Source organism: Sphingobacterium sp. NGMCC 1.201703, assembly GCF_047784615.1.
Classification (GTDB): domain Bacteria; phylum Bacteroidota; class Bacteroidia; order Sphingobacteriales; family Sphingobacteriaceae; genus Sphingobacterium.
The window spans coordinates 469,773-495,367 of the sequence record NZ_JBLOHD010000002.1 but is presented as its reverse complement, the minus strand read 5'-3'; the positions used below and the strand labels follow the sequence as shown (position 1 = coordinate 495,367).

The 25,595-nt window shown below is 39.8% G+C and carries 22 protein-coding genes; 11 read left to right on the top strand and 11 right to left on the bottom strand.

All coding sequences use genetic code 11. The features are described from left to right. Positions 1-23: 23 nt before the first annotated feature. Entirely contained in the window at positions 24-563 is a 540-nt protein-coding gene (locus ACK8HY_RS07405) for a hypothetical protein (RefSeq protein WP_077432650.1), read from the bottom strand. A gap of 202 nt (positions 564-765) precedes the next feature. On the opposite strand from ACK8HY_RS07405, the gene ACK8HY_RS07400 reads away from it, so the two are divergent. From ACK8HY_RS07400 to ACK8HY_RS07390, 3 genes are read left to right on the top strand one after another with little or no spacing between them, the layout of a single operon-like run. Then, positions 766-3,243 (top strand): tetratricopeptide repeat protein, encoded by a 2,478-nt coding sequence (locus tag ACK8HY_RS07400; RefSeq protein WP_416133235.1) that lies wholly within the window; start codon positions 766-768, stop codon positions 3,241-3,243. 9 nt (positions 3,244-3,252) lie between these two features. Then, positions 3,253-5,826 (top strand): SEL1-like repeat protein, encoded by a 2,574-nt coding sequence (locus ACK8HY_RS07395; protein ID WP_416133234.1) that lies wholly within the window; start codon positions 3,253-3,255, stop codon positions 5,824-5,826. An 8-nt stretch (positions 5,827-5,834) separates the two neighbouring features. After that, positions 5,835-6,065, top strand: coding sequence for a hypothetical protein (locus ACK8HY_RS07390; protein WP_077432653.1), 231 nt, complete (start codon positions 5,835-5,837; stop codon positions 6,063-6,065). Between the two features lie 152 nt (positions 6,066-6,217). Here ACK8HY_RS07390 and ACK8HY_RS07385 read toward each other — a convergent pair whose 3' ends face one another. After that, a complete protein-coding gene (locus ACK8HY_RS07385) occupies positions 6,218-6,754 on the bottom strand; it encodes a YfiT family bacillithiol transferase (RefSeq protein ID WP_077432654.1) in 537 nt (178 codons plus the stop codon). 225 nt (positions 6,755-6,979) lie between these two features. Here ACK8HY_RS07385 and ACK8HY_RS07380 point away from each other — a divergent pair, with 225 nt between their 5' ends. Beyond that, positions 6,980-7,645 carry a DUF2625 domain-containing protein gene (locus ACK8HY_RS07380; RefSeq protein ID WP_077435675.1) on the top strand — a complete coding sequence of 222 codons (666 nt, stop codon included), beginning with the start codon at positions 6,980-6,982 and terminating at the stop codon, positions 7,643-7,645. Between the two features lie 249 nt (positions 7,646-7,894). Here the strand turns inward: ACK8HY_RS07380 and ACK8HY_RS07375 are convergent, their stop codons facing one another. Both ACK8HY_RS07375 and ACK8HY_RS07370 read right to left on the bottom strand, forming a co-directional pair. Then, positions 7,895-9,205, bottom strand: a complete 1,311-nt coding sequence (locus tag ACK8HY_RS07375) for an NYN domain-containing protein (RefSeq protein WP_416133233.1) — start codon at positions 9,203-9,205, stop codon at positions 7,895-7,897. Between the two features lie 426 nt (positions 9,206-9,631). Further along, the gene (locus tag ACK8HY_RS07370) at positions 9,632-10,510 is read right to left on the bottom strand and encodes a helix-turn-helix domain-containing protein (protein ID WP_416133232.1); all 879 of its coding nucleotides are present in this window, start codon (positions 10,508-10,510) and stop codon (positions 9,632-9,634) included. Between the two features lie 61 nt (positions 10,511-10,571). On the opposite strand from ACK8HY_RS07370, the gene ACK8HY_RS07365 reads away from it, so the two are divergent. Further along, complete coding sequence (locus ACK8HY_RS07365; protein WP_077432656.1) at positions 10,572-11,780, top strand: CynX/NimT family MFS transporter; 1,209 nt, start codon at positions 10,572-10,574, stop codon at positions 11,778-11,780. Positions 11,781-11,903: 123 nt separating this feature from the next. Here the strand turns inward: ACK8HY_RS07365 and ACK8HY_RS07360 are convergent, their stop codons facing one another. Further along, complete coding sequence (locus ACK8HY_RS07360) at positions 11,904-13,763, bottom strand: CocE/NonD family hydrolase (protein ID WP_416133231.1); 1,860 nt, start codon at positions 13,761-13,763, stop codon at positions 11,904-11,906. Positions 13,764-14,263: 500 nt separating this feature from the next. Between ACK8HY_RS07360 and ACK8HY_RS07355 the strand changes: the two genes are divergently transcribed. From ACK8HY_RS07355 to ACK8HY_RS07330, 6 genes are all read left to right on the top strand, one after another. Next, positions 14,264-15,592, top strand: coding sequence for an inositol-3-phosphate synthase (locus tag ACK8HY_RS07355; RefSeq protein WP_416133230.1), 1,329 nt, complete (start codon positions 14,264-14,266; stop codon positions 15,590-15,592). Positions 15,593-15,789: 197 nt separating this feature from the next. Then, positions 15,790-16,530, top strand: coding sequence for a nucleotidyltransferase family protein (locus tag ACK8HY_RS07350; RefSeq protein WP_254846153.1), 741 nt, complete (start codon positions 15,790-15,792; stop codon positions 16,528-16,530). 13 nt (positions 16,531-16,543) lie between these two features. After that, positions 16,544-17,428 (top strand): hypothetical protein, encoded by an 885-nt coding sequence (locus ACK8HY_RS07345; protein ID WP_254846154.1) that lies wholly within the window; start codon positions 16,544-16,546, stop codon positions 17,426-17,428. After that, positions 17,409-18,362: a CDP-alcohol phosphatidyltransferase family protein gene (locus tag ACK8HY_RS07340; RefSeq protein ID WP_077432660.1), complete on the top strand. Its 954-nt coding sequence runs from the start codon at positions 17,409-17,411 to the stop codon at positions 18,360-18,362. Before ACK8HY_RS07345 ends, ACK8HY_RS07340 begins: the two co-directional genes overlap by 20 nt. Next, the gene (locus ACK8HY_RS07335) at positions 18,352-19,341 is read left to right on the top strand and encodes a lysylphosphatidylglycerol synthase transmembrane domain-containing protein (protein WP_077432661.1); all 990 of its coding nucleotides are present in this window, start codon (positions 18,352-18,354) and stop codon (positions 19,339-19,341) included. The genes ACK8HY_RS07340 and ACK8HY_RS07335 overlap by 11 nt, the downstream gene beginning before the upstream one ends. A gap of 2 nt (positions 19,342-19,343) precedes the next feature. Then, positions 19,344-20,051 (top strand): HAD family hydrolase, encoded by a 708-nt coding sequence (locus ACK8HY_RS07330; RefSeq protein WP_077432662.1) that lies wholly within the window; start codon positions 19,344-19,346, stop codon positions 20,049-20,051. Here the strand turns inward: ACK8HY_RS07330 and ACK8HY_RS07325 are convergent, their stop codons facing one another. The 6 genes from ACK8HY_RS07325 to ACK8HY_RS07300 all read right to left on the bottom strand — a co-directional run bounded on the left by ACK8HY_RS07325 (position 20,052) and on the right by ACK8HY_RS07300 (position 25,580). Further along, the gene (locus tag ACK8HY_RS07325) at positions 20,052-20,924 is read right to left on the bottom strand and encodes a helix-turn-helix domain-containing protein (protein WP_077432663.1); all 873 of its coding nucleotides are present in this window, start codon (positions 20,922-20,924) and stop codon (positions 20,052-20,054) included. It abuts the gene before it with no gap. A gap of 2 nt (positions 20,925-20,926) precedes the next feature. Then, positions 20,927-21,535: a M15 family metallopeptidase gene (locus tag ACK8HY_RS07320; protein WP_416133229.1), complete on the bottom strand. Its 609-nt coding sequence runs from the start codon at positions 21,533-21,535 to the stop codon at positions 20,927-20,929. A gap of 200 nt (positions 21,536-21,735) precedes the next feature. Then, on the bottom strand, positions 21,736-23,805 hold the full coding sequence (gene ppk1, locus ACK8HY_RS07315) for a polyphosphate kinase 1 (RefSeq protein ID WP_077432665.1): 2,070 nt from the start codon (positions 23,803-23,805) through the stop codon (positions 21,736-21,738). Positions 23,806-23,971: 166 nt separating this feature from the next. Next, positions 23,972-24,349 carry a hypothetical protein gene (locus ACK8HY_RS07310; protein ID WP_077432666.1) on the bottom strand — a complete coding sequence of 126 codons (378 nt, stop codon included), beginning with the start codon at positions 24,347-24,349 and terminating at the stop codon, positions 23,972-23,974. A 10-nt stretch (positions 24,350-24,359) separates the two neighbouring features. Further along, positions 24,360-24,938 carry a DJ-1/PfpI family protein gene (locus tag ACK8HY_RS07305; RefSeq protein WP_077432667.1) on the bottom strand — a complete coding sequence of 193 codons (579 nt, stop codon included), beginning with the start codon at positions 24,936-24,938 and terminating at the stop codon, positions 24,360-24,362. Positions 24,939-25,016: 78 nt separating this feature from the next. After that, entirely contained in the window at positions 25,017-25,580 is a 564-nt protein-coding gene (locus ACK8HY_RS07300) for an NADPH-dependent FMN reductase (protein ID WP_077432668.1), read from the bottom strand. Positions 25,581-25,595 lie beyond the last annotated feature (15 nt).

Here is a 25,595-nt window from a genome sequence, read left to right as displayed (position 1 = left end):
ATTACATATCGGATTGTTTGCTATTATTTAATATCAACCCATTTTTTTTCAAAATAAATTGTTGTAACCGGATAGCCACTGACATCGATCAGCTCAGCTTCAATAAAATCATCTTTTGTCCGCAGGTATTTTAGCTTGAGGCCTTTGTCATCCAACCCTGATGTCTCATAATATGCGCCGAATTTGAGCTGGAAAGGGTTATCTTGCACATCATTCGTAAAAATAGAGAACAATAGCAGCTTTTTTGACTGAATATTTGGCTGTTCGTAACCAAAAAAACGATGGTCGACTCGGATATTCGCCCGTAAACGTATAATACTATCTTTGGTACTAAGGTTGACCTGTGCCTTTGTTAATTCATCCGATTCAAGAATACTTGTTGCATTTGCTTGATCAATGCTGTCCAAGCGGGACAGCGTCGGTGTTTTAGGTCGCTGAACCAGCGTATCCTTGCTATGGCTGAATTGGCTCGCCGGTAGTGCTAACTGCTGCTTTTTTTGCTGTTTTTCCTGACACGCCGAGCTTGCAAACAAGATCAGCAAAGGTGTAATAAGATAGCGCATAACATTAAATAGAGCTATTATTTTATTATTAAACAAAATCCGGTTCAAAGTTGCGGAAAATCTGTAAAAATAAAAATCCCTGTTTTCCGCTAAGCAGAATATTTAATAATAGCTGTAATTTTACTGCATCGGGTATAGTGCTTGCCGTTTTCATCTATTGAGGTAAGCACGATCTATTTTAAGGCTATCTAGCAATAAGGTTATGGCGCATCGCATTTATATATATAACGTAAATCTTAAAACAAAAGAAACATTTGAATCACATCTGGCCGAATGGAATTATGAAATTCCAGCCTTGATGTTCCCGCTATTTTCTTCGGATATCCGTTCCCGAGGAACACAGCTCTATGCCAATAAGGAAGACGGTATTGCAAGGCTACGCTATTTTTATGCATTGCTTGCTGATGTTTATCAATTGCATTACAAAAAGAAGTATACCGAACCTGTTAATAAGATGTTTGAATTTTTGGAAAGTTTGCCATTTGATACTTTTCAAATCGATGGTCGGGATGTCTTCAATATGAATGAAGAAAACCATACGGAACAGGCGAGTGACTGGGTTGATGAAATCAGGAGAACAGGGGCATTATATACACAGGCCTTTGAGCAACAAAATTTGGATCCGCTACAGGAAATTTTGCGCCCGTCTGGCTACGATACTTTTCTGGAAATGCTCGAGACAGACTGGATTAATTATGGTTTGGGCTTGTGGGAAGAAGATGCCTTTCAGAAAGAGGGAGCCGAAGTTTTTGAAGAAAATGGAAAACAAGGATTAAAGGATGCGGGTGGAAATATCCTGGTCGCTGCGAAATATGATGAGATATTTGAATTCAACGAAGCAGGGATTGCTGTGGTTGAACGGGATCATCTGTTTGGTTACATCAATGAACAGGGAAAGGAGATCGTATCCTGTCAGTACGTTGAGGCGTTTGACGCGCGTGTTATCGATGGGGTTAATTACGCTGAGGTCGAAATCGAAGGGAAACGTGGTATATTGAATATTGATAGCAAGCAACTTTCATTACCTGCTGCTTATGATGATTTGGACTGGTTTGCCCGTGGTTTTTTGAATGCAAAGCAAGGTGATAATTACTTTCTTTTTGCTGCTGATGGAACACAGGTTATTGCCGAATCGGCGGATGAACCTTTTGAATACGATTACTGTAAGCTTTTTTATAAGCGGCAAAAGGGTACCATGAAGCGGAAATACTTTCGTATGGACGGTCACTATCTGGGCAGTTTTCTGGAAGATAGCTTACAGGCTCTCCCCAACGCCTACTTCTGGATCAAACCCAATAAGTTGCAGCGAAAGATTTCAATCATCAAGCCCGATGGCACTGTGCTGGATGAAGAGATTGATCGTATCATCGTTTTGGATGGTTATCGTAGTATCGCATACCTGAAAAATAAACAATGGCGGATTTATGCACTCGCGCATGACCTATTCCGTTTAGTCGATCGATCCATTGATAAAATCTTGGTCGATAGCATTAAAAACTTTCGAAAAGATATCTTTGTTGTCGCCTGTGCCGAGGGGCAGGGGATATATGAAGCATATTTGGATCAATGGCTGCTCGAACCGGATCCGGCTTATCTAAAAATCGAATATTGCTATATGGACTTTATGCGTATCCATGAGTCCGAAGGAATGCGCTATTTTGATACAAAAGTGAATTTCTGTAGCGAACTTTACGATTATGTCAGTGCGCCAATTCATGATCCACATCCGGAACGAAGCGAAGGTGAATTCTTGCTCTTATTTAAAGGAGAAAGGCTGTTTTATGTAGATCAAAAACGAAATATTGCTGAATTTCCTGAAACAGCATTTGGCCGTTTGTATGCCGAAAAATATAATTTGCAGGGAACTGACCAGAGTTATTTTGTACAGTTCTATCAGGCTTGGACAAAACGGAAGGGAGCAGGTTACGAATCTTATCTTGATAACGAGACGCTGTATGAAAAAGCACGGAAACTAAATTGGGCCGGTAAGATAGCCGAAGCTATACCTTTGTTGACTATCGGCGCCTCCCGGGGTAGTGCCGACTGTCAGTACCTTCTTGGCAATATCTATTGCGATACGGATCATGAAGATTTTCTGGATATTCCTAAAGCAATCGGCTTCTACAAGCAGGCGATAGCACAGGATCATGCGCAAGCTTGGACTAATCTAGGCTTTATCTACGCTACAGGACTCGGTCTGCCGCCTGATATTCCCAAAGCCTTAACAGCATACCAAAAAGCAGCAGCACTTGGGGAAGGGCAGGCCATGAGTAACCTTGGTCACTGGTATTATGAAGGAGAGCATCTTGAACAGGATTATGGGCAAGCCTTGCATTATTTTAAGCAGGCTGAAAAAGAAGGCATCGACAACGATGCACAGATAGCTGAAATTTATTATCAACAAAAAGATTACACTAATCTTTTACGTTATCTGAAAAAGGATAAAGCGGGACAGTATGCTGCAATTTATTATGGGATTTTGTATGAAGAAGGCTGGGGTGTGAAACAGAGTATGGTAAAGGCGCTGCGTTACTACGAACAGGCAAACCAAAACGCTACCTATGCTTATGCCGTCAACCGTCTCTTGTATTACTATAAAAATGGAACGTTTGCAGATGCCGCTAAATACAACTTTTGGTTTGATTTTGCTAAAAACAATGACGTTGATATAGAAGAATAAAAAAACAATATGGCACATCGAATTTATATTTATAACACAGATAAAAAAGATCAGGAGTATTTCCGTGCTTATTTGGGTGAATGGAACTATGTCATTCCAGATCTGTTGCTGCCCTTGTTTGCCGCAAATCCAAAAGCGAAAGGAACCTTAGTATATGCTGAAAAAGAAGCGGGTGTTTTAAAATTGAGAAAATTCTACGATCTGCTTATTCAGGAGTATAATTTGATATCCAATGCTGCTGTTCTGTTGACCATCGAAAAAATGTTCGATTTTCTGCATGGACTTCCATTTGAATGCTTCCAGATCAATGCGCGTGATGTTTTTAATATGTCTGAGGTTAAACATAGCCAACAAGCAAAGGATTTTGCATTTGAAATTTATGAGAAGAACCTGTATTACGAAAAAGCAATAGAGAAGCAGTCGTTATCAGCGCTTTATCCTATTTTGAGTCGCTCAGGTTATGATTCCTTTTTAGCGATGTTAGAAGCTGAGTGGAGCAACTATGGATTGGGCTGGTGGAATACGGAAGCTATTGATAGCCTTGATAACCAGTTTTTTGAAGAAAACGGACGTTGGGGAATCCGGAATGCGAGGGGTGAGGAGAAAGTTGAACCCCGCTATGACGAGATCGGAGACTTTGATTACAATGGCTTTGCAGTTGTTGCGAAAGAAGGTTTGTTTGGCTATTTAAATAGAAAGGGCGAAGAGACTATTCCCTGTATTTACGACGCTGCAGCGCCTGTACAGAGTGGCCGTGGCAGGATTGTAGGAAAAGTGAGTTTAGTGGGCAAGCATGGCTTGGTGGACGTGGAAACTGGCGCTACAATTATTCCCTTGAACTATGCGGTTTTGGACGATTTTGCTTATGGATTCTACCAGGGACAGCGGGACGGGAAATATGACATTATCGATGCCGAAGGTAAGGGCTTGCATGCGACAGGTTCTGATGAGCCTTTTGAAATAGACTACGAGGGCTTTATTTATCAGCCGATAGCGAACAGCAAACTACGTAAATACTATTCCAGTCAGGGTGTTCTATTGGGCGAGTATCCAGAAGGGGTTTTGAACGAATTGTTGTTTGATTTTTACGCAGTCAATTTAAACAATAAAAAAAAGAAATCAGTCCATGCAGCAGACGGCTCCCTTTTGGTAAAAGATGTAGCTATTTTAAATGCCATGAATGGGCTCAGTGCATTATATTACCTTTCGGAAGGTAAATATTTTTTGTATGACCTCGCTAGCAAGGGTTTTCTTCTGCAAGATCTGACGATTAAATCTATACAGGGAGGTGCAGATTTTGGTAATGGTGCCTTTAATTGTTATATCATCCAAACCGAATCGGAAAGAGGAATCTATCACACAGAGACTAAAAGTTGGCTGATTCCATTGTCAGCACATTATGCCGCAATCAGCTATGCGCTGATGGACTATTTTATCCTGCAAGATCAGGTGGGCGGGTATTATTACTACGATACTGATAGCAAAGAACTGAGTGAATCCTTCGATTTCATCTGTTGTAGTGTACGGCATTATCAAGATCTAATGATGTTGCGCGACGGCAAACTGTTCAATAAAGGATATGAGGGATTGGAAGAGGTGCCCCAAGATCAGTATGGATATTATATCAAGGCACTGGACAAGTTGGAAGGAAAGGAACTTGAGGTTTTTGACCATTTTTTCACCCAGTGGAAATCGGATCGGGGTGTAGATTTTGAATCCGCTTATGATAGCTATACATTGTATCACATGGCCATGGATTGCTGGAGAAATGGAGACATCGAAAATGCCATCCGTTACTTTACATTTTCAGCTGATCAGGACAATGAAAGCAGTATGTATGAGCTCGGTAATATCTATACGGATACTGATAATGAAGACACACGTTTTCTGGACCTGAAAAAAGGAATTGCATACTATGAGCGGTCCGCCAAAAAGGGGTATGCGTCTTCTTGGAATAGCATCGGTTATCTATACCAGCATGGAATAGGCTATACATCGGATCTAAAAAAAGCTTTTGAGGCCTATAACAACGGGGCTGATCTTGGGAATGGCTATGCATTATCCAACTTGGGTTATTTCTATTTTAGTGGAACCTATGTAGAGGAAGATCTTGAAAAAGCATTGGATTACTACAAAAAAGCGGAGTTGAAACTGGTTGAAAATAATCGCAATATTGCTTCGATTTATTATAGTTTAGATGACTATGACCGTCTACTTGTTTATCTGAAGAAAGATAAAGCGGATAGCTATTCCAATATTTATTACGGTTTGATGTATGATGCGGGGTTAAAATTTAAAAAGAACAGTAAAAAAGCCATTCATTATTTTGAGCGGGCAAATCGTTATAGTGTCTATGAGTCTGCTACAGAAAGTTTATTGGGTTATTATAAAAATGATCCCGACTTTAGGGATCAGGAAAAACATGCCTACTGGTCGAACTTTGCCCGACAACACGAATTGGATATTGAACCCGAATTGTTAATTTGGGCGGACGAGAAAAGTGGGGAAGTGGAAGCAAAGGACGAACCTACAGGTAATAGTAGTTCATCCTTTTTCAGTAAACTGTTTAAAAAGAAAAAATAACCTGCACGATGTTATCTTCTGCGAATTTAGATTTCACAGGTATGCTGATCGACCTAGCCTTTATGCTATTTTTTGGCGTAGGTGCAGGTTATTCCCTGATAGTGGGGATTATCCATATCCTCCAGAAAAAGACCAAAACGTTCGGCTATTATCTGCGGACTTTTTTGATCGCCGGTATCGTAGGCCTTGCTTTGGGAGCCTTTGGTGCCTTTATCGTTGTATTGTGGTTGACGGCTTAGTTAGATCGGTACAATTTTATTAAAGAGGAGTGTCCTAAACGGTTGGACACCCCTATTTTCCTGCATTTTATTTGTATAGCCCTCGATCTTTTTTCAAATATGGCTTCGTAAGTGTGTATTTACGTATATATCGCTGAAACAAATATCAACTGTTATAATGGACTATTTTTTGCGTTGACGATATGCATCAAATGGTGATTACAATGCCAGGCATATAGGCCTATATTTACTTTGAGCGAAATATACCTTTTGGTAACCGGATGAATAAATGCGCGTTCCAGTTGTTCGTCACTCAGACTCTTTAGTAAGATTTCCCAACGTTGGTGTAAACCTTCTAATAATCTTAGGGAACTTTCAATGGGGTTATGTTTGGCATCTGGAAGTTCTGCCCACAGATTTTCTTCATAGAGTTTTATCGTAGGGTAATCTTCTGTCAGCGCTAATTTAAAACGGACAAAGCTATTCATATGGCTATCAGCGCAGTGATGCACTACTTGTCTGATGGTCCAACCGTCTGGACGATATCGTTTCTCCAAAGCGATATCTGGCAGGTCACTGACTTCGGATTTGAGTCGTGCGGGGAAGTCTGCGATTGTTTTTATCCAATCATTCAGTAATTGCTTGTCAATATGATCTGGTACGGCAAAGCGGCCTATGGGATACCGAAGTTTTTCTAATTCATGTTGCATGGTTTAAATTTAACGAAAATTGCTTCAAGGTTCTTATGTTTTGTGCGTAAAGTAATGGTTAAATCGGATTTTAGACTTTAGTCACTGAACTTATGTGATTTGGATGACAGGAAGAATTGTGGTAATTTCGGCAATTCAAGATGCGTCACTTTATTTTTCTTTCTATTGAAAGTGGATGTAGTAAAGGCGATAAATATGGTTTGTTTTGAATATAAAGCACAGGGAATGAAGAGTCTAAATGAGTTGATTAATCCGACAGATTCAGGATGGAATCTGGTCGAAGAATGGATGAGGGGAGCAAGTAATTCTTATGAGGTACTGCCCAGAAATCCAAAGCGTGCAGATGAAGAGTTACTACGAGCTCAGATTACCACAAAATCTCCTATGGGTGCTATTATTCATCAAACCGGTGGAATACTTATCGATGGGGGATGGCTACGGATTCTAGGCTCGGGTTCTGCTAAATTGAATCGAGGTATCATGGAGTGGAACAAAGGGAAAAGCTTTGACAAAGAAGGGGAGAAAGGTGGTTTTCTGTTAATTGCCGACGATGTTTTGGGCGGCTATTTTGCGATTAATGCTGGAGCCTTGGGTGAGGGCATAGGACAGGTCTATTATTTTGCACAGGACACCTTGCAATGGGAAAGTTTGGAGTGCGGTTATTCTGATTTTATCTATTGGACATTGAGGGGTGAAATCCGTCAATTTTACGAAACATTTAAATGGAAGGAATGGGTGGAAGATGTGCAAAAATTGGATGGAAATCAAGTGTTTTCATTTTATCCTTTTTTATGGACAGAAGAAGCACGTGATCTGCGCAAGGTTGATAGAAAAGTAGTGCCTATTGACGAAAACTACCATTTCACAATGGAGTTTGCCGGTGGAAGATAAACCTGTTACCAGTTGATGATCAAAAAGTTCTTTGTAGCACTGTATTCTTTGTAGCATTGTATACGATGACTTTTAAGGGTTTAGCTTTAATTTTGAACAGTAAATTTAGGTGAGCGTATTAAAAGGTGAAGTGCTGATCGACTACTTGTTGGGACACGAGATAAAGAATCCTTGTATGATTTGAAGTACTGACTGAATGTTCGCTTGGATTCAACCAGTACTTCAGATAATTTTCCAGTTTATCAAAAATTAATTAGATTGATTTTGAAGTGTATAGCTATGCTCGTTGAGCTTTGTTATCTCCAGTTGTATCCCTTCCGCTAGTCCAAGTTGGATCGCGGCCTCTTTGCCTAGTTTAAGGACATGGAATCCGCGTCCACGGTAGGTGAAGTTACCTTCATATTCGTTGGAGCCAATAATGATCCGTAGCTTTTGTGATTTTGTTGGAAACAGAGGTTTAAAATCTTTCGTAATTCTGATTTGCGATTTTTTAACATCGTCTGCTGTAATCTTATTTCCCGCTGCCGGAAATGACATGCGATTGGGAGAATCGTTTTGCGCTACGCTTTCTACTACTTGCTGTTCCTCTTTCTGCTGAACTGTCGGGGTTTCTTTTCCTGAATTTTCTACTGTGGCTGTATCCTGACGTTTTTTATCTTGACGGCCCTTTTTTCGTGTATTCTGATTCGCAGGTTTTGCGGCAACTTCCGCTGTTTTTGAAGCTGTGTTTGATGTCGTTTTTTGAACTTCAGTTGCCGGGGCAGGGGCGATGGCGGATAGCGGTCGTTTAATGATGTTTCGAATATAATAATGTTTTATTCGCGATTTGTCCGTATTACGTTCTTCGATTTCAAAATCCTCCGTATAGGCTTTAAAAAGGTGAGACATTTTATCGTAGCCATAATTTCGCGCATCGAAATCCGGTTTTCTTTTATTGAAAAGACTACCAATTTCTCCTAAAAATGCCCATCCATTTTCATCTGCGGTGTCATCAACGGTGTCTTTTAATAATTCCAGTGTCTCTTCGTCAAGCACTGCTATGCTGGTTGGATTGTCTACAGGTACAGGTTTGGGCTGATTCTGCTGTTTTTTCTTTGTGTTAGGTTCCTTTTTTTGATTCTTTTCAAAGATCTCAACATAAATAAATTTGTCGCAAGAAGCGATGAAAGGTTTCGGCGTTTTTTTCTCTCCAATACCGATCACCAACTTACCCGATTCTCTTAAACGGGTTGCCAGTCTGGTGAAATCGCTGTCGCTCGATACAATACAGAAGCCATCGACCCTGTCGGAATGTAGAATGTCCATCGCGTCGATAATGAGAGCTGAATCCGTCGAGTTTTTACCTTGTGTATAGCTATACTGCTGGATGGGGGTTATTGCATGGGTGAGAAGCTTATCCTTCCATTTTTCGACATAAGGATTGGTCCAGTCACCGTAGATCCGTTTGATCGTCGGGATACCGTAGCGTTTGACTTCGTTCAGAATCTCTTCGATCTTTCGATAGGAAACATTATCCGCATCGATTAATATTGCGATTTGTAAATCCCCATGCTCTGCCATATGTGTTTATTTATATTTTCGATGTATTTTTATGTTTATGTTGCGAATAGGATTCTCCTATTTTGAACTTACGGTTAAAAATACACTATTGTTGAAGAATTATTGAATTTTTTGAGAATTTAATTTGAATGATGATTTTCTGAAGGCTGCTATTTTGTAGGGTTTCCTTCTCTATTTTATAAATGAGATTATAACAGGATCAGTCATAAAAGGCACATCAAATAGAATTTAATAGAAAATATAGGGACAAAAAAAAAGGTTTTCAAACGGGGAGAATGAAAACCTTAAATAACCAATTATAAACCTAAATTATGATGCAACAAAGATAGTGTGTATTTTACACATATGCAAATCTTGTTTATTATTTTTAACAACCTGTTTGTTTTTTGTAGTTAAAAAGCTACAAACACGCTTCTCATTATGCTGTTAATGCTCTATAAAAGCGGAAGGCCTGTAGCCCATGACAGCATAAAAACTATTTGTAAAGGCCTGTACACTTTGGTACCCGACTTTGTAGGCAATCTGGGATATGGTCAGTTCACCTGTGCTTAATAATTCAAGACTTTTAATTAGCCGTAGCAATTGCTGATATTTGACCAGGGTCATTCCCGTTTCCTTTTTAAATAATCGTTCAATAGTACGCAGGGAAAGATTGGATAATAACGCAATTTCCTCCATTTTGATAGGATGGGTATAGTGGTCGTGTAGGTGATTTAATACTGTCTGTAATCTATTTTCACTCGGCAGCGTAATTTCTAGATGCAATAAGCGGGATCCGAAGGCGGGAAGTTCGTTAAGGAGTGCACGAAGGAAAATCGTTTCATGTTCATTTTCTTCCGTCAATTTTGACCATTTTTCGGCATATAAGATCATTTCTCTTAACACCTTCGGAGCAGCGAATATTTGAACCTTTTCGAAAAATGGATCTCCCTGCTTGATATCAAAAAAGAGGATCATTAACTTGATACTCCTGGACTGTGAATTGGTCTTATGTAAAGCATTTGAGGGAACCCATGCTACATGATTCTGGGGGAGCAGATACATTTTTCCCTCAACGGTGAGGTATTGGAACCCTTGCTCGACATAAATCAACTGCGCTTTACGATGTGTATGTAACGCATCGTCGTGAACCCAATTTTCTTCAAACCAGACAAAATTAGATTTTTTTATATTCTCAATTGTTTCAATATGATTGGAACAGCCCATGTCGTTATAAATTAAATCAATGGCAAATTTAATTAAATAACTGAATCTATCTTTGCAACAGATCTTCTTGTAGGTGTATTCATCATGTGGTAATACCATATTCTTGCGGAAGCATTCAACCGCTAAACATTAGCTATTACATCCAAGAAATAAATAATATATGAATAATAATATGCAAAAATCAAACACTATATCCTGGAGCTGGGTGTCTGTATTGGTTGTAATTTTAGTTTCAACGAATCTGAGGTCGCCGATTACGGCTGTCGGGCCTGTTTTGGGTCAGATCAGTGACTATCTTACATTAGATAGCTTTCAAAGTAGTTTATTGACGGCAATTCCTCTTTTTATGTTTGCAAGTTGTTCGGTCCTGGTGAGTAAGTATTCCCACGTTCAGGGTATGCATCGTTTTTTGTTGTTTGGATTGATTGTTCTTGCTGTGGGAATCATTGTAAGGGTAGGGGGCGGTACAGCTTCTTTGTTTGCAGGATCCGTCATGATCGGCTTAGGAATATGTGTGGGTAATGTAGTGGCTCCAGGTTATATTAAGACCAGTTTTCCCAAGCATATTGGGCTAATGACTGGTATTTTTGCCGTAGCAATGAATTTGACAGCGGCATTCGCATCGGGCTTTAGTCTACGTTTGGGGGAGTGGACTGGCTTTGGATGGAGAGGTTCCCTTGGCGTTTGGGTGATATTGGCTGTTTTATCAATCATTGCTGTCTTCTTTGATCGGCTAGGTGGGCAAAACAATGTTATTCCTGAACAGAAAAAGCAAGCGCAGACTGGGATTGGGCATATTTTTAAATCCAGATTGGCTTGGTATATCAGTATATTTATGGGAATTCAATCATTGGTTTATTATAGTTTGATTTCCTGGTTGCCCAAGGTATTGGTCGATTATGGGATGGCTGCCAAAGACACCGGTTGGTTGTTGTTTTTGATCCAGATTGCGATGATCCCCATTATGTTTGTCGGGCCTATTATTGCGCACCGAATGAAAGATCAGCGACTGATGGCTGTTGCTGTTGCGGTGGGTATGCTGGGCAGCATTTTGATCTTCTTTTTATATAAGCTCGATGGGATCTATGTTGCAGCCATATTATTAGGACTTTCCAATGGTCTGTCTTTTAGCCTTTCTATTCTCTTTTTTAGTTTAAGGGCAAAATCGACAGCGAATGCCATCAAAATTTCGGGAATGGCGCAATCAGTCGGGTATTTGATTGCAGCATTCGGCCCACCAATTTTTGGAAAATTGCATGAGATAGACCCATCCTGGGACTACTCCTTTTACTTTCTTGCAATTAGTATTGTCCTGCTGTTATTGACAGGAATAAAAGCGGCAGAAAATAAATTCGTGGAAGAATCATAATCGCGTAAACGACATTTGGTAAATGCTAGCAGCCCCATTATTTTAAAATAATGGGGCCGCTGTCTATGTGGATAGTTTACTCATGGACCACTTGTTGATATTGTCAATTCTGTTCACCTCTGTTTAATCTTTTAGGATGTCAAATTCGATATAGGTCGCATTGTTGACGTCATGGAAAATGCGCTGTGTTGCTTTACGGAAGTCGGCTTTGGTCGCTGTATAGGGTTCCATAAATACCTGTGGATTCCGTTCCGCCAATGGGAACCAGGAATTTTGTACCTGAACCATGATACGGTGTCCTTTTTTAAAGGTGTGCGCGACATCAGGCATCACAAAATCAATTTTTTCCACGAGTCCAGGCGTCAAAGCCTGAGGTTTGTCAAAACCATTTCTGTATTTTCCAGCCATTATTTCCCCTCGGACCATCATCTGATACCCCGCCATTGTTTTCCCTTCAAAACTGGGGGCATCATTGGGATAAACATCAATAAGTTTAACCACATAGTCTGCATCCGTACCCGTTGAAGACACCCTGAGGAAGTTTTTGATCGGACCCACAATGGTGATATCTTCTGTCAGGGGAGCTGTTTGATAGACCATGACGTCGGGACGATTGGCCGCAAAGCGTTGATCATCGACCATGTATTCGCGTGTGCGGGTCTGTATGAGTCCGCCCTGGTGGGGAACGGGTTTGTTGGGGTCTGTTACATATTCATCCCATGAGTCGGTACGTTGAACTTTCTCAAAACCGAGCTTGCCCTGTGGTTGAAAATAAAGCTTTTTGGTCTCCACATTTTTCGGGGGCCATTGTTCAAATTGTTTCCATTCATTGCTTCCGGAAATAAAGATATTGGCTTCGGCAGCAGAGAAGTTACCTTCCTCTTTTAAATAGTGACTGAAAAACGGCTGCTCAAATTTTTCCTGATAGGTGATACTTGTTTTTTTCTCAAATTGAATATCGCCTAGGTAATCTCCTGCAGCACGTACCCATCCACCGTGGTACCAAGGGCCTGCCACCAAAATCGAATTGTTTGTTTTACTCTTTTCCTCGATGGACTGATACGTTTTAAACGTCCCGTAGGCATCTTCGGCATCGAAAAAACCACCAACAACCATGACAGCGGGTTTCACATCCTGTAGATAATTGGTGATGACACGGGTTTTCCAAAACTCATCATAGTTGGGATGTTTAAATAGGTCGTTCCAAAATTTGACCGAATCGCCAAAATATTTTTCTTTAAGCTCTTTAGCGGTTCCGGCCTCAAGGAAAAAATTATATTTATCGACCTCGTTGACCTGGATATTACTTTTGAATTGATCGGGGGTAATTGGTTTTGGGCGTGGAACACCAAATGTTGACATAAATGTGAAAGCATCTTGTAGGAATAATACGCCATTGTGGTGGAAGTCGTCCCCAATAAACCAGTCGGTTACAGGGGCTTGTGGTGAGACAGCCTTAAGACTGGGATGAGTCTTGACCAATCCTACCGTAGAGTAGAAACCTGGATAGGAAATCCCGTATAGGCCCGCTTTTCCATTGTAGTTTTTCACATTTTTCTGTAGCCATTCTAAGGCGTCATACGTATCCGTGCTTTCGTCAATTGCTTTTTTATCCTTACTGAGCGTTGTGGGCCGGACATCTTCGAAATCGCCTTCACTCATCCATTTCCCACGGACATCTTGATAGACAAAGATATAACCGTCCCGCATCATTGCAGGGAAATTACCCAGGCTCTTTTTATACACGTTTTGACCATAGGGGCCCACCGTATAGGGAGTTCGGTTCAATAAAATTGGATATTTCTTCGATTTATCTTTGGGGCTGTAGATCACAGTAAACAATTTCTTGCCATCGCGCATCGGAATCGTTACTTCGGTTTTCTCATAATGATCCCGAACATAAGCGGAATCTACAGCAGTCTGGGCATAGAGCTGACTTCCAGTTAACAAAGCGAAAGCCAGAAACGAAATTGTAGTTTTCATTGAAATAAATATTTAGGAATGTTGATTTTTCATGGTTTACATAAACTTGTTGCACTCGTTTAATCTAAACTCATGACGGTTTCTTCAATTATCAGCCTAAAGGTAAGGCTCCCGAAATCATTTTCCAATTTTATTGTCATTTTTATAACGAATAGAAAAAGAAAAATTGACCAATTTTTTAGTAAGAATAACTTTTTTTGAATTGTATTTGGATTAGTTTTTTAATGTTAATATATTGAGTAAAATTAGTTATGATTATATTTTATTTTTTAAGGTATGATCAAAAGACTTAAATTTCAATGAGATGGGTGATATTTTATTGGCGGGCAAATTCGTTTCATCGTATTTCTTTTGTCTTCGAATAGGCTTAGAAAAATCAATTGTCACGATTTTATAAATAAAGTTTAGTGGGGTATGAAATATGTTTTTTTAAGCTAATTTTAAGAATTATTTTATCATAAAACATCAATTAAATAACAAATTAAGTATATAGAATTAATATGGGACAACAAGTGAAAGATGCCAATGGTAAATTGGGTATTCTTATTCCGGGATTGGGTGCTGTGGCTACAACATTAATCGCTGGTGTGGCATCTATAAACAAAGGTTTTTCAAAACCGATCGGATCTGTTTCTCAATTGAGCAGAATCCGTCTAGGTAAGCGCACGGAGAATAGGAATCCTTTAATCAAGGATTTCGTCCCTTTGGCAAAATTAGAAGATGTCGTTTTTGGAGGGTGGGATGTATATGAAGATAACGTATATGAAGCTGCTTCAAAAGCACAGGTATTGGAACAAGGTCAATTAGATGCTGTAAAAGCTGAATTGGAGGCAATTCAACCAATGAAAGCGGTGTTTGATCGGAATTTTGTTAAAAATTTGGACGGCACACACATCAAAACAGAAAAAACACGTCGCGAGCTGGCTGATGCGGTACAACGCGATATCCGTGAATTTAAAGAAAAAAATGGATTAGACCGTGTGGTATTGGTATGGTGTGGTTCTACCGAACGCTATATTGAGACAAACGAAGCTTTCTCAACAATTGCAAAATTAGAGGAGGCATTGGATAATGATGATCAACGCATTCCACCAAGTATGATCTATTGTTATGCGGCGATAAAAGAAGGTGCTCCTTATGTGAATGGCGCTCCGAACTTAACGTGTGATGTTCCTGCGATCGTTGAATTGGCACAGGAATATGGCGTTGCAATCGCTGGAAAGGATTTCAAAACAGGTCAGACGTTGATGAAAACAATTGTTGCTCCTGGTCTTCAGGCGAGAGCACTTGTTGTAGAAGGCTGGTTCTCAACAAACATCTTAGGTAACCGCGATGGATTGGTATTGGATGATCCGGAAAACTTCAAAACAAAAGAAGTTTCTAAATTATCGGTATTGGAAGAAATCCTAGATGCGAAAAAGAATCCTGAACTGTATGGTGATTTATACCATAAGGTACGTATCAATTACTACCCACCTCATGGTGACAACAAAGAATCTTGGGATAACATCGATATTTTTGGTTGGTTAGGTTACAAAATGCAGATCAAGATCAATTTCTTGTGCCGTGATTCAATTTTAGCTGCTCCGGTTGCGTTGGATTTGGCGTTATTTATTGATTTGGCACAACGCGCTGGTATGTCAGGCATCCAGGAATGGTTATCATTTTACCTGAAATCTCCGCAAACGGCACCAGGTTTGCCTCCTGAGCATGATATTTTCAAACAATTAATGAAGTTGCAAAATACTTTGCGCCATATTATGGGTGAAGATTTGATTACGCATCTGGGATTAGATTATTACCAGGAGTTAGTAGACAGTATTCAATAAATTACCTTTACAAAAAGGGGAAAAATTGCTTTAGGTAATTCTTCCCCTTTTTCTTCAGGACAATTAGTGCATGAGCTTGTGTAACCCCCTCTATTTTGAGATGTGGAAGGGGCTATCAAGCAATTGTCCAGAAATAACCCGCTGTAAATTTTTGCGTTTGCAAACGTTAAGATCGTGACAGGGGTTTTACTTTTTTAATGAATGATATTATTTTGCAATTAGAAGGAATGGAATTTGCTATCATTGCGGCGGGAGAAGGATCTCGATTGCGAAAAGAAGGCTTTAATTTGCCTAAGCCCCTGCTACCTTTACATGGTGTTCCATTAATTGAACGATTGATTCGTGTCTTTGCTAAGGAAGGTGCGCAGCAAGTGCATGTTATTATCAATAGGCAATCACCTGAATTGAAGAAATTTTTAACGCAGACAGCATTCGATCTTCCTATTGTCTTGATCGAGGAGGATACACCGAGCTCCCTGCATAGTTTTGCCTTATTGGTGGAAAGCAATCCAAATTGGACCTCCTGTTGTCTGACAACCACAGATACTGTTTTTAGACCCCATGAATTTCACGAATACCTAACAACTTTCCGGCAAAAGAAAAATGCAGACGCTTTTATGGCAGTCACACCATTTGTCGATGACGAGAGCCCGCTATATGTGAACACAGATCAGGAGCTAAACGTGGAAGCATTTTTGGATCAGGCTACAGCGGAAACAAAATTTGTTTCAGGAGGTATTTACTGCTTTCGTAAAGCGGCAATGCGCTGTGCATTAAATTCCGTTGCAGCTGGAAATTCCAGGATGCGCAACTTTCAGCGTGCGCTTTTGGAAAATGATCTGCATGTTGAAGCATTTGTATTTGAAAAAGTAGTAGATATCGACCACTTGAAGGACCGAGTCGTAGCGGAACAGTTTTTGAGTGGGGAAGTTAGTTAGTAAAATGAGCGAAATGATTTCTATTTTAGGCGTGACGCGTAAAAACCGCTTTTCTCCCAATCATGTAGGGAACGATGCTGCAATATTTAACGAAGTTGTGCTAAAATTGACCGAGCGAGGTGCGTCAGTCGAGGTTTGTAATGAGGATGAATTCTTAGCACTGGATTCTATCAAACAGGAAAACGTGCTGACAATGGGTAGAACAAAGACTTTGGTTAAGAAGTTGCAATACCTCCAAAATAATGGTGTTAACGTATTGAATTCGGGTTTCGGAATTGAAAACTGTTTTCGAAAAAACATGACCCTTAAGTTGTTAGAAGGAGGGGTTCCTTACCCGAAGAGTATCGTGATTTCAACAGTCGCAGATATACAGGCTATTTTTGAAAAACTGAAGGGAAAGGGTGTCTGGATCAAACGTGGGGATTTCCACGCCATTCATAAAGAAGATGTTACTTTTGCTGCGAGCCTTAAAGAAGCACAGCATATCCTAAACGAATATGCGCTCCGGGGGATTAAGGAGGCCGTTATTTCCGAGCATCTTGCAGGAGACCTATTAAAGTTTTATGCGGTCAGGGATACCGATTTCTTTTTCTACTTTTATCCCTATGAACATAATCATCATAAGTACGATTTGTATGAACAGATCAATGACGAAGTTGTCCATTTTCCATTTGATTTAGCTAAATTAAAGCAAGTGGCCAATCGTGCGGCAGAAGTATTGGATGTTCATATCTATGGCGGTGATGTGATTATTGATGCAAATGGCGGTTTTCATATTATCGATCTAAATGATTGGCCCAGTTTTGCACCTTGTCGAGCAGAAGCAGCCGAAGCCATTGCACAAATGGTTTACCATAAATTTACTGAAAAGAACCACAATGCAGAGAGAACAAGTTAATGTAATCGAAGAAGAGAATTTGAGTGCATTCGAACAATCTTTAAAATCTAATGATACCGAAGAAAAAATAGATATTTGGTTTTATAGACCGATTGGTTATCGTATTGCACAGGTATGTGCTAAAATCGGGATTACACCCAATGCTGTGACGATCATAAGTATTTTCTTTGGTGTTGCGGCAGGAATTTTATTTTATTATGAAGAGCTATGGATTAATGTGATCGGAATGCTGTTGTTGGTTTTCGCTAATTCGTTGGATAGCGCAGACGGACAATTGGCGCGGATGACAAATAATAAAAGCCGTTTTGGTCGTATTTTGGATGGCTTTGCAGGTGATTTTTGGTTTGCCTCCATCCATATTGCCATTTGTTTGCGCAGTATCAATGAAGGCTGGTCGAATTGGTTATGGGTATTTTGTATTCTTGCAGGGGTATCCCATATGTTACAGTCTGCCATGGCGGACTATTACCGGAATGTTCACCTCTATTTTATCAAAGGCAAGGCTGGCAGTGAATTGGATAATACACGTGATTTGAAAGTTGACTATGACGCCTTATCTTGGCGAAAAAACTTTTTTAGCAAGTTTGTGCTGAATGGTTATATGGGGTATACCCGAAACCAGGAAAAGTTATCGCCTAAATTGCAGCAGTTACTGCATATTGTCAAATCCCGTTACAAGGATGATTTGCCTAAACAATTAATGGTAGATTTCAGACTAAAAAATAAACCATTAATGAAGTACACCAATATTGTGCAGTTCAATACGCGGGTAATCTTTCTCTTTGTTTGGTTATTTATAGGTCAACCATGGATTTACTTTTTCTTTGATATGTTTGTCTTAAATCCGATATTAATCTATATGTGTAATAGACAGGAAAAGGTAAGTGGTTATTTTGTTGATAAATTAACAAAGGATCCAACCTATGGGGAGTAAAATCTATAAAGTACTCTTTATGCTAATTGGTATAGGTACATTGGCCTATATGATCCATGCTATGGGAGTTCAGGAGATTTGGACGAATCTAGCGAAAATTGGTTGGTGGTTTTTGCCGGTATTGGGAAGTTGGGCTATTCTTTATTGGATGAATGCCATGGCTTTTAAAGCGATTATTCAAGAGCCGCAATTACCGCAGACCGATGTTCCTTTTTGGAAAGTACTGCAATTGACCGTGTCAGGTTACGCTATTAATTACATTACACCATTTGTAGCCTTGGGAGGCGAACCTTATCGTATTATGGAACTGAAGAACTATGTTGGTGGTTCAAAGGCCGGTTCATCCGTGCTGCTCTATGGTGTGATGCATATTCTATCCCATATTTTATTCTGGGTGGTATCCGTGTTTCTCATCCTATGGTTTGTGCCCGCAAGTACTTTGGTGAATGTTGCCTGTGCTGTAATTTTTGTTATGGCAATAGTATGTACCTGGTTGTTTACAAAATTCTATAAAAAGGGAATTACAGTTTCCTTATTAAGCGCCCTCTCACGATTGCCCTTGGTTGGAAAGAAAATCAATAGTCTACTGGAATCAAAATTTGAAACCTTAAATGATGTCGACCAACAAGTGAAGAATTTATTTCAAAACCGTAGAGACCGATTTTATAAGTCTCTTTTTTGGGAATTTGTAGCTCGGGTGGTGGGATGTCTTGAGATCTATTTTATTGGCCTGGCATTGGATATCAACATCGATTTTATTGATGCCATGATTATTAGTTCGGGGTCTTCATTATTTGCAAATCTGGTCTTTTTCTTTCCGATGCAGCTGGGAACACGTGAAGGTGGTTTGGCGATGGCTGTGATGAGTATAGGCTTGCCAGCTTCTGTTGGTATCTTTATGGGGATCGTGACAAGGATCCGTGAGATTGTTTGGATCATGATTGGTTTAGGTTGGATGAGTTTAGTTAAAAAGAAATAACAATGGATAAGTTTATAGTTAATGGGATTATATTTGATTATGGTGGCACATTAGATACGAACGGCGGACATTGGGGAGCAGTGATATGGTCCGGTTATGAAAAATATCAAGTCCCTGTCAATCTAACTTCTTTTCAGGAAGCATATGCCTACGCCGAACGTCAAATGGCCATTCAGCCGATTATTAAACCGGAGTTTAATTTCCTGCAGGTACTTGAAGCGAAACTCAAGGTGCAATTTGAATATCTCATAGCTGCCGGCTATGATCTGGATATGCAATTGGCTGATAAAATCGCATTTGACGGTTATTCACTTGCCAAAGATACTGTTGCAAAGGTGGAGCCATTATTGGCTATTCTAGGTGATCAATACCCCATTGTAATGGTATCCAACTTCTATGGTAATCTAAAAGCTGTGTTGGCTGATTTCGGAATTTTATCGTATTTTAAAGCGGTGGTCGAGTCAGCGTTAGTGGGTGTACGTAAACCGGATCCAGCGATTTATGCATTAGGCGTGGAGGCTATGGGCTTACCTGCTGCTGAAATTTTAGTTGTGGGGGATTCCTATAGTAAGGATATGGCTCCGGCCAAGACTGTTGGGTGTCAGACACTATGGCTGAAAGGGCAGACTTGGGGGGAAGATAAACTACAGGATATTTCCGCCGCGGATAAACAATTTAGTACCATCTTTGATCTTAACGATTTTGTTTAATCAGGCTTTTTGACGAAATTCTTTAGGCGATATGCCTACATTTCGCTTAAAGAATTTTCCAAAAAAAGACTGGTCTGAGAAATGTAACTGTTTCGCAATTTCTCCGACCGATAGCCCTTGACGGAGCAAACATTTAGCCTCTTCCACCAAAACATTCTGGATCAATTCTATTGCTGGCTTTCCGGTGAGTTCTTTCGTGATCACGGAGAGGTGTTTGGGTGTAATATTCAATTCTGAAGCGTAAAACTGTACCCTATGCTCCTGACGGAAAGATTGTTTTAGTAACAAATAGAAATTGGATAATATTTCTCTTTTCCGTGAAGGTACCACAGGAATATTTTTTATGTTTTGGCTGGCTAAACGTGCGATCTCACAAAACAATACTTCCGTCAGTGATCTGATAATCTGTGGTTTGAAAATATAGTCTCCACCTTGCTTGTCGTAATGAATAAACTGCTTGAATAGGTTAGACAGGTTTGCGGCATCTGGTATCGAAAGTGAAAAAATATGATTGCTATTCAATGCGAGTGACTTTTTTGTAAAGTCAAAAAAGTCTTTTTGAAGTTCCAATTTAAACGTAAAATCTATACTAAAGAAAATCAGATAGACCTCGCAGTCCCACGATTTAGCGACCGAATCAGCATTGACTTTTGAGGATGGATGAGTCAACAGCAGTTGATGCTGTCTGACCTGTATCCGTTGGTCATTTATTATAAAGGAAGTTTCCCCTTTTTTTATGAGGCAGAGGGAATATAGACTGTTGTTTGCCAATATCTGTTGCTCCTGAGGGCTAAAGACCGGTTTGGACTTGTTTCCCTTGATATGAAAAACGAAAAAATCTTTATTGTCAATGTGTTTATCGATGGAGTACATATTTACTTTACAATAAAATCAAAATAGGTTTTACGATAGGGTTCATCCTTTAGGGTATAGTGCCACCATTCCTTATCGTAAGCCTTAAACCCAAATTTAGCCATAGCCTCACGTAATATCCTACGATTTTCCTTTTGTTTTGCCGTTAGTTTGGTATAGTTATGATGTGAAACTGCTCCGAAGAAATCAAAGGCTCCGCCCATATCGATTTCCTTATGATCTTTAAGATCGACCAAGGTTAAATCGACGGTACTACCACGACTATGTCCTGATTTGCTGGCAATGAAGCCAAGTTTGAATAAGTTTTTTTTATCTAGTTCCGGATAGAATTCACGCTTGGCTATTGTATCCTGAGTGGCCAGCGACCAAGCTTTAAAATGATCAACTGCACGTTGCGGTCGATAGGCATCAAAGATTTTTAGTGCTAGCCCCTGATTGTTAAGATATTGTTCAACTTGCTGTAAGGCTAATGCGGCACGTTTGGTTAGGATTGCAACAGGCTTTTCATAGCCACGGATAGCTCTTCCAGTAAAATTATGACTGCCAAAATAACGCATATCAAGCGTAATTGTAGGGATGACTTCTTTTACATAGACAAAGTTGGATGGCATTTTTTGCTGGGCTTTTACTTGGAAGGCAACAAAAGCGAGACAAATTGATAGACAGAAGTTGAGTTTCATGGGATGAAGATACAACTTTAGATTCTCAATCTTTGCATGTAGCGATGCATTGAAAGCAGATTTTAGATAATATTTCGGTATCAATAGACCAAGTCTAGGGTAGCGGAGTCCTAGGGCTTGGTCTATTGATGTTAATGATCTGTTATTTTTCTTTTTAGATAGTTATAGATCTCGATCTGTGAGCGACAAGGTTCCTTTTTATTTTCAACGTAGTGGTTGCTCAGGGAATTATTCAGAATACGCGCTTTGACATTGTCTGTTAGCTGGATATAAAGCATCTCCTTTAGATCTTCCTTGATCTTTTTGCTTGTAATTTTTACTGCAGCTTCAATGCGATGATCTAGGTTTCGGGTCATCCAATCCGCAGAAGAAATATACATTAACTCTTTTCCAGCATTGTAAAAATACATGACGCGGGCATGTTCCAGATATTCATCCACAATTGAAATAGCATTCATCGGGGATTTAAATGTTTTCTGGTTCGTTGCACAATAAATGCCACGGATAATAAGATCTATTTTAACCCCAGCTGTCGCCGCATCATAGAGTTTTTTAATCATATCTTTATCACTCAGGGAGTTTACTTTGACAATGATGGATGCTTTGCGACCAGCTTTCGCCTCTGCTATTTCCAGATCGATGAAATGTAGTAGTTCCCTACGCATATCAATTGGGCAGATCAATAAGCTTTTGCAGTTTTTGATCATTTCTGCAGGGTCTGATTTCGGCCGTCTAAGGTAATTGAAAACTTTATTAATATCCGCAATGACATCTCGATTACTCGTCAGTAAACAATAATCCCCATATAATTTAGCCGTTTTTTCGTTGATATTACCGGTGCTGACGAAGCCGTATTGAACTGTTTTTGCGCCAGTCCTTTTTTTGATAACACATAATTTGGCATGTACTTTTTTATTTGGAATTCCCGTAAGTACCTTGATGCCTTCCAATTCCAGTTTTTCTTTCCAATCCAGGTTATTTTCCTCGTCAAATCGAGCACGTAGTTCAAGCATGACGGTTACTTCCTTGCCATTTCGGGCAGCGTTTATCAATGCGTTGGCAATTTTGGAATTCGATGCTAAGCGATAGGCAGTAATCTGTATTGTTTTTACATCCGGGTCCATCGCTGCTTCACGTAAAAGGTCAATGATGGGACGAAACTCATGGTAAGGGAAGGAGAGCAGAACGTCTTTTTTCAGAACAGTATCGGTAACCCGTTCATAGTTTTGGAAATAGGGATGTGGGAACGAGGTCCTTTCCTGCGGTTGATGGTATGACTTGAACACATTTGGAAAGTCCATAAAATGTTTAAAATTATGGATCTTTTGTCCGGGTATGATACTATCTTTTTTTGACAGGTTCAGTTTTTTGATCAAAAATTCCACGAGTTTCGGATCCATCTCCTGGTCAAAAACAAAGCGGGTGGGTTTACCTTTTCGTCTATTTTTGACCCCTTTACTGATCTTTTCCACCAATGTTGTATTGATGTCGTTATCAATGTCAAATTCTGCGTCTTTCGTGACTTTAAACACATGCGCATGAAATACATCGAAGCCGAAATAGGAAAATATCAATGGAAGATTGAATTTAATGACATCTTCAAGCAGAATTATATGTTTTTCATCCTTTGGCGAAGGCAATTGGACAAATCGCCCATTTTGGCTTGTCGGAATTTCAATTAGTGCAAACTTAGTTTCGTATTGCCATTCGCTTTTTCCCATAGAGATGCCCAAATAGAGACTTTTGTCCCGGATATAGGGCATTGGACGGACATCATCTAGAATGAGCGGGATGACATTCGATTCCACATCATCCTGATAATATTCACTGACAAACTGCTGTTGTTCGGGGCTAAGCTCCTCACTTGTCTTGATAAAGACATTTTGCTTGGCCATGTCTTTTTGGATCCGATTCCAGGTGTTGTCAAATTTCTTTTGCTGTTTGATTACCCGGATATTGAGTTCTTCTAAAATCAGTTGTGGATCTTCATAAAAAGATTGATTGGCACTTTTATCCTTTAGGTCGATTGCACGTTTGAGACCGGCCACACGGACACGAAAAAACTCATCCAGGTTATTGGAAAATATACCTAAAAATTTGATTCTTAGAGGCAAAGGTACAGTCTCATCTGCAGCCTCTTGTAATACTCTGCCATTAAAGCTCAACCAGCTAACATCTCTAGGAATAAATTTTTTCGCCATAGCTAAATATACATAAATTTAAGAAGCAAAACTATAGCTCTAGGCGCGATAAACGAACTTTTTCGTGTTAAAGAATTATTAATTTATTTTTTCTTCATCTACTTCCAAAAAAATACCCCAAAAAGTGCGAGACCTTTTGGGGGAAACAACATCCTCGACTGTATTGTTATTTCTTTTTTCCGTATTTTTTTGAAATCTGGATTGCTTTATACTTGGTACCATCGAAGTGCGGGGCATCAATTGCCAAGGTCGTAGGATAAGGAGCCGTACGGTCGAAAAAATATACAGTTGTCGTACTTCCATAATCATTGACAGGTAGGAGCTCCAGGCAAGCAGTATAATCAGCATTTAATACATCGCCAACCGTTACGGCATAGATCCGGACAATACCACCCTTATTTTGTTCATTTCTGACAAATGCAACTTCCTTAAATCCGCCCGGTAGATCTTCGATACTTTTCTGATTGAAAGTATCCTTTAAAATAAAACCCAACAACACTAAAACCGGAATGACCAAAAGCCATACCTTTTTATTCTTCTTCATTAAAATACGCTTAAATTGTAATGTTTATATCCAATAATTTATAAAATTCCTTTAAGATAGCCTGATGTCCCGGCCAAGCTGGAGATGTCACTAGGTTGCCATCCACAACAGCCTGGTCTGCTGGAATATTTTTCCAGGTGCCGCCAGCTAACTCAATATCCGGTCCTACAGCCACATAGGCTGTCAAAGTTCGCCCTGTAAGAACCTTTGCCGCTGTCAATACCTGGATTCCATGGCATATTGCTGCAACAGGTTTATTCTTTTCAAAGAAATGTCTGGTAATCTCCAATACACGTTGATCAAGTCGGATATATTCCGCCGAACGACCACCGGCAATATAAAGACCATCATATTCTTCTGGGTTAACCTGATCAAAATCCTTATTGATCGCAAAATTATGCCCCCGTAGTTCTTTATAGGTCTGGTCACCAGTAAAATCATGTACGGCAGTAGGTACCACATCACCCTTTTTTCGATCAGGGGCAACGGCATCAACTGTTATTCCTATTGATCCCATAGCTTGAAATGGAACCATTGCTTCGTAGTCTTCCACAAAGTCTCCAACGAGTAATAATATTTTTTTTGCCATATCAAAAAACCTCTTTTAATAAGGCTTGAATTTACGTATTAAAAGAGGTTTTTACAATGTTTATTTGTCAATCTTTTGTTAACCTTGAACCGTTATTTTTTCTGCAAGAGCGCGTTTCGTCTTACGTACTTTTGCCTCCAGCTGGCTTCTTAGTGTTGGATTGGTGATACCTTTTCCTTCTTCGAAATTTTTATGAAATTCGGGTAAGGAGAACGAGTCCAGTATATCGGCACCGTCCCAGGTAATTCTATTGACTGCTGTGTTTAATACCGTTGATCCACCCATTGGACCGGGAGCAGTTGCCAATAGGAAAACGGGTTTGCCATTAAATGTTTTGCGATTCGGGATACGGGATACCCAGTCTACAATGTTTTTGTAGGCCGATGTGTAAGAGCCATTATGTTCGGCCAACGAAATGAGTAAGAAATCTGCAGCATCCATCTTTGCTGCGAAATCATACGCTAATTGTGGGATCCCCAGTTCTACCTCCTTATCATAGGAATAAATAGGCATTTCGAAGTGATTAAGGTCTAGAAGCTCTATGCTATCATCGGCTTCTTTGTAATATTTGGACGTACTTGTCACAAAGATTTTGTTGATCGAATTCTTATTACTGGTTCCTGCAAATGCTAATATTTTCATCGCTGTATAAGTTTT

Excerpts from the sequence above, each read along its gene's own strand:
- ACK8HY_RS07375 (WP_416133233.1), bottom strand. The coding sequence starts at position 9,205 with ATGGCAGAGCATGGGGATTTACAAATCGCAATATTAATCGATGCGGAT.
- ACK8HY_RS07380 (WP_077435675.1), top strand. The coding sequence starts at position 6,980 with ATGAAGAGTCTAAATGAGTTGATTAATCCGACAGATTCAGGATGGAAT.
- ACK8HY_RS07330 (WP_077432662.1), top strand. The coding sequence starts at position 19,344 with ATGGATAAGTTTATAGTTAATGGGATTATATTTGATTATGGTGGCACA.
- ACK8HY_RS07310 (WP_077432666.1), bottom strand. The coding sequence starts at position 24,349 with ATGAAGAAGAATAAAAAGGTATGGCTTTTGGTCATTCCGGTTTTAGTG.
- ACK8HY_RS07320 (WP_416133229.1), bottom strand. The coding sequence starts at position 21,535 with ATGCCATCCAACTTTGTCTATGTAAAAGAAGTCATCCCTACAATTACG.
- ACK8HY_RS07350 (WP_254846153.1), top strand. The coding sequence starts at position 15,790 with ATGAATGATATTATTTTGCAATTAGAAGGAATGGAATTTGCTATCATT.
- ACK8HY_RS07325 (WP_077432663.1), bottom strand. The coding sequence starts at position 20,924 with ATGTACTCCATCGATAAACACATTGACAATAAAGATTTTTTCGTTTTT.
- ACK8HY_RS07360 (WP_416133231.1), bottom strand. The coding sequence starts at position 13,763 with ATGAAAACTACAATTTCGTTTCTGGCTTTCGCTTTGTTAACTGGAAGT.
- ACK8HY_RS07385 (WP_077432654.1), bottom strand. The coding sequence starts at position 6,754 with ATGCAACATGAATTAGAAAAACTTCGGTATCCCATAGGCCGCTTTGCC.
- ACK8HY_RS07405 (WP_077432650.1), bottom strand. The coding sequence starts at position 563 with ATGCGCTATCTTATTACACCTTTGCTGATCTTGTTTGCAAGCTCGGCG.
- ACK8HY_RS07400 (WP_416133235.1), top strand. The coding sequence starts at position 766 with ATGGCGCATCGCATTTATATATATAACGTAAATCTTAAAACAAAAGAA.
- ACK8HY_RS07340 (WP_077432660.1), top strand. The coding sequence starts at position 17,409 with ATGCAGAGAGAACAAGTTAATGTAATCGAAGAAGAGAATTTGAGTGCA.
- ACK8HY_RS07335 (WP_077432661.1), top strand. The coding sequence starts at position 18,352 with ATGGGGAGTAAAATCTATAAAGTACTCTTTATGCTAATTGGTATAGGT.
- ACK8HY_RS07355 (WP_416133230.1), top strand. The coding sequence starts at position 14,264 with ATGGGACAACAAGTGAAAGATGCCAATGGTAAATTGGGTATTCTTATT.
- ACK8HY_RS07345 (WP_254846154.1), top strand. The coding sequence starts at position 16,544 with ATGATTTCTATTTTAGGCGTGACGCGTAAAAACCGCTTTTCTCCCAAT.
- ppk1 (WP_077432665.1), bottom strand. The coding sequence starts at position 23,805 with ATGGCGAAAAAATTTATTCCTAGAGATGTTAGCTGGTTGAGCTTTAAT.
- ACK8HY_RS07390 (WP_077432653.1), top strand. The coding sequence starts at position 5,835 with ATGTTATCTTCTGCGAATTTAGATTTCACAGGTATGCTGATCGACCTA.
- ACK8HY_RS07300 (WP_077432668.1), bottom strand. The coding sequence starts at position 25,580 with ATGAAAATATTAGCATTTGCAGGAACCAGTAATAAGAATTCGATCAAC.
- ACK8HY_RS07370 (WP_416133232.1), bottom strand. The coding sequence starts at position 10,510 with ATGGTATTACCACATGATGAATACACCTACAAGAAGATCTGTTGCAAA.
- ACK8HY_RS07395 (WP_416133234.1), top strand. The coding sequence starts at position 3,253 with ATGGCACATCGAATTTATATTTATAACACAGATAAAAAAGATCAGGAG.
- ACK8HY_RS07305 (WP_077432667.1), bottom strand. The coding sequence starts at position 24,938 with ATGGCAAAAAAAATATTATTACTCGTTGGAGACTTTGTGGAAGACTAC.
- ACK8HY_RS07365 (WP_077432656.1), top strand. The coding sequence starts at position 10,572 with ATGAATAATAATATGCAAAAATCAAACACTATATCCTGGAGCTGGGTG.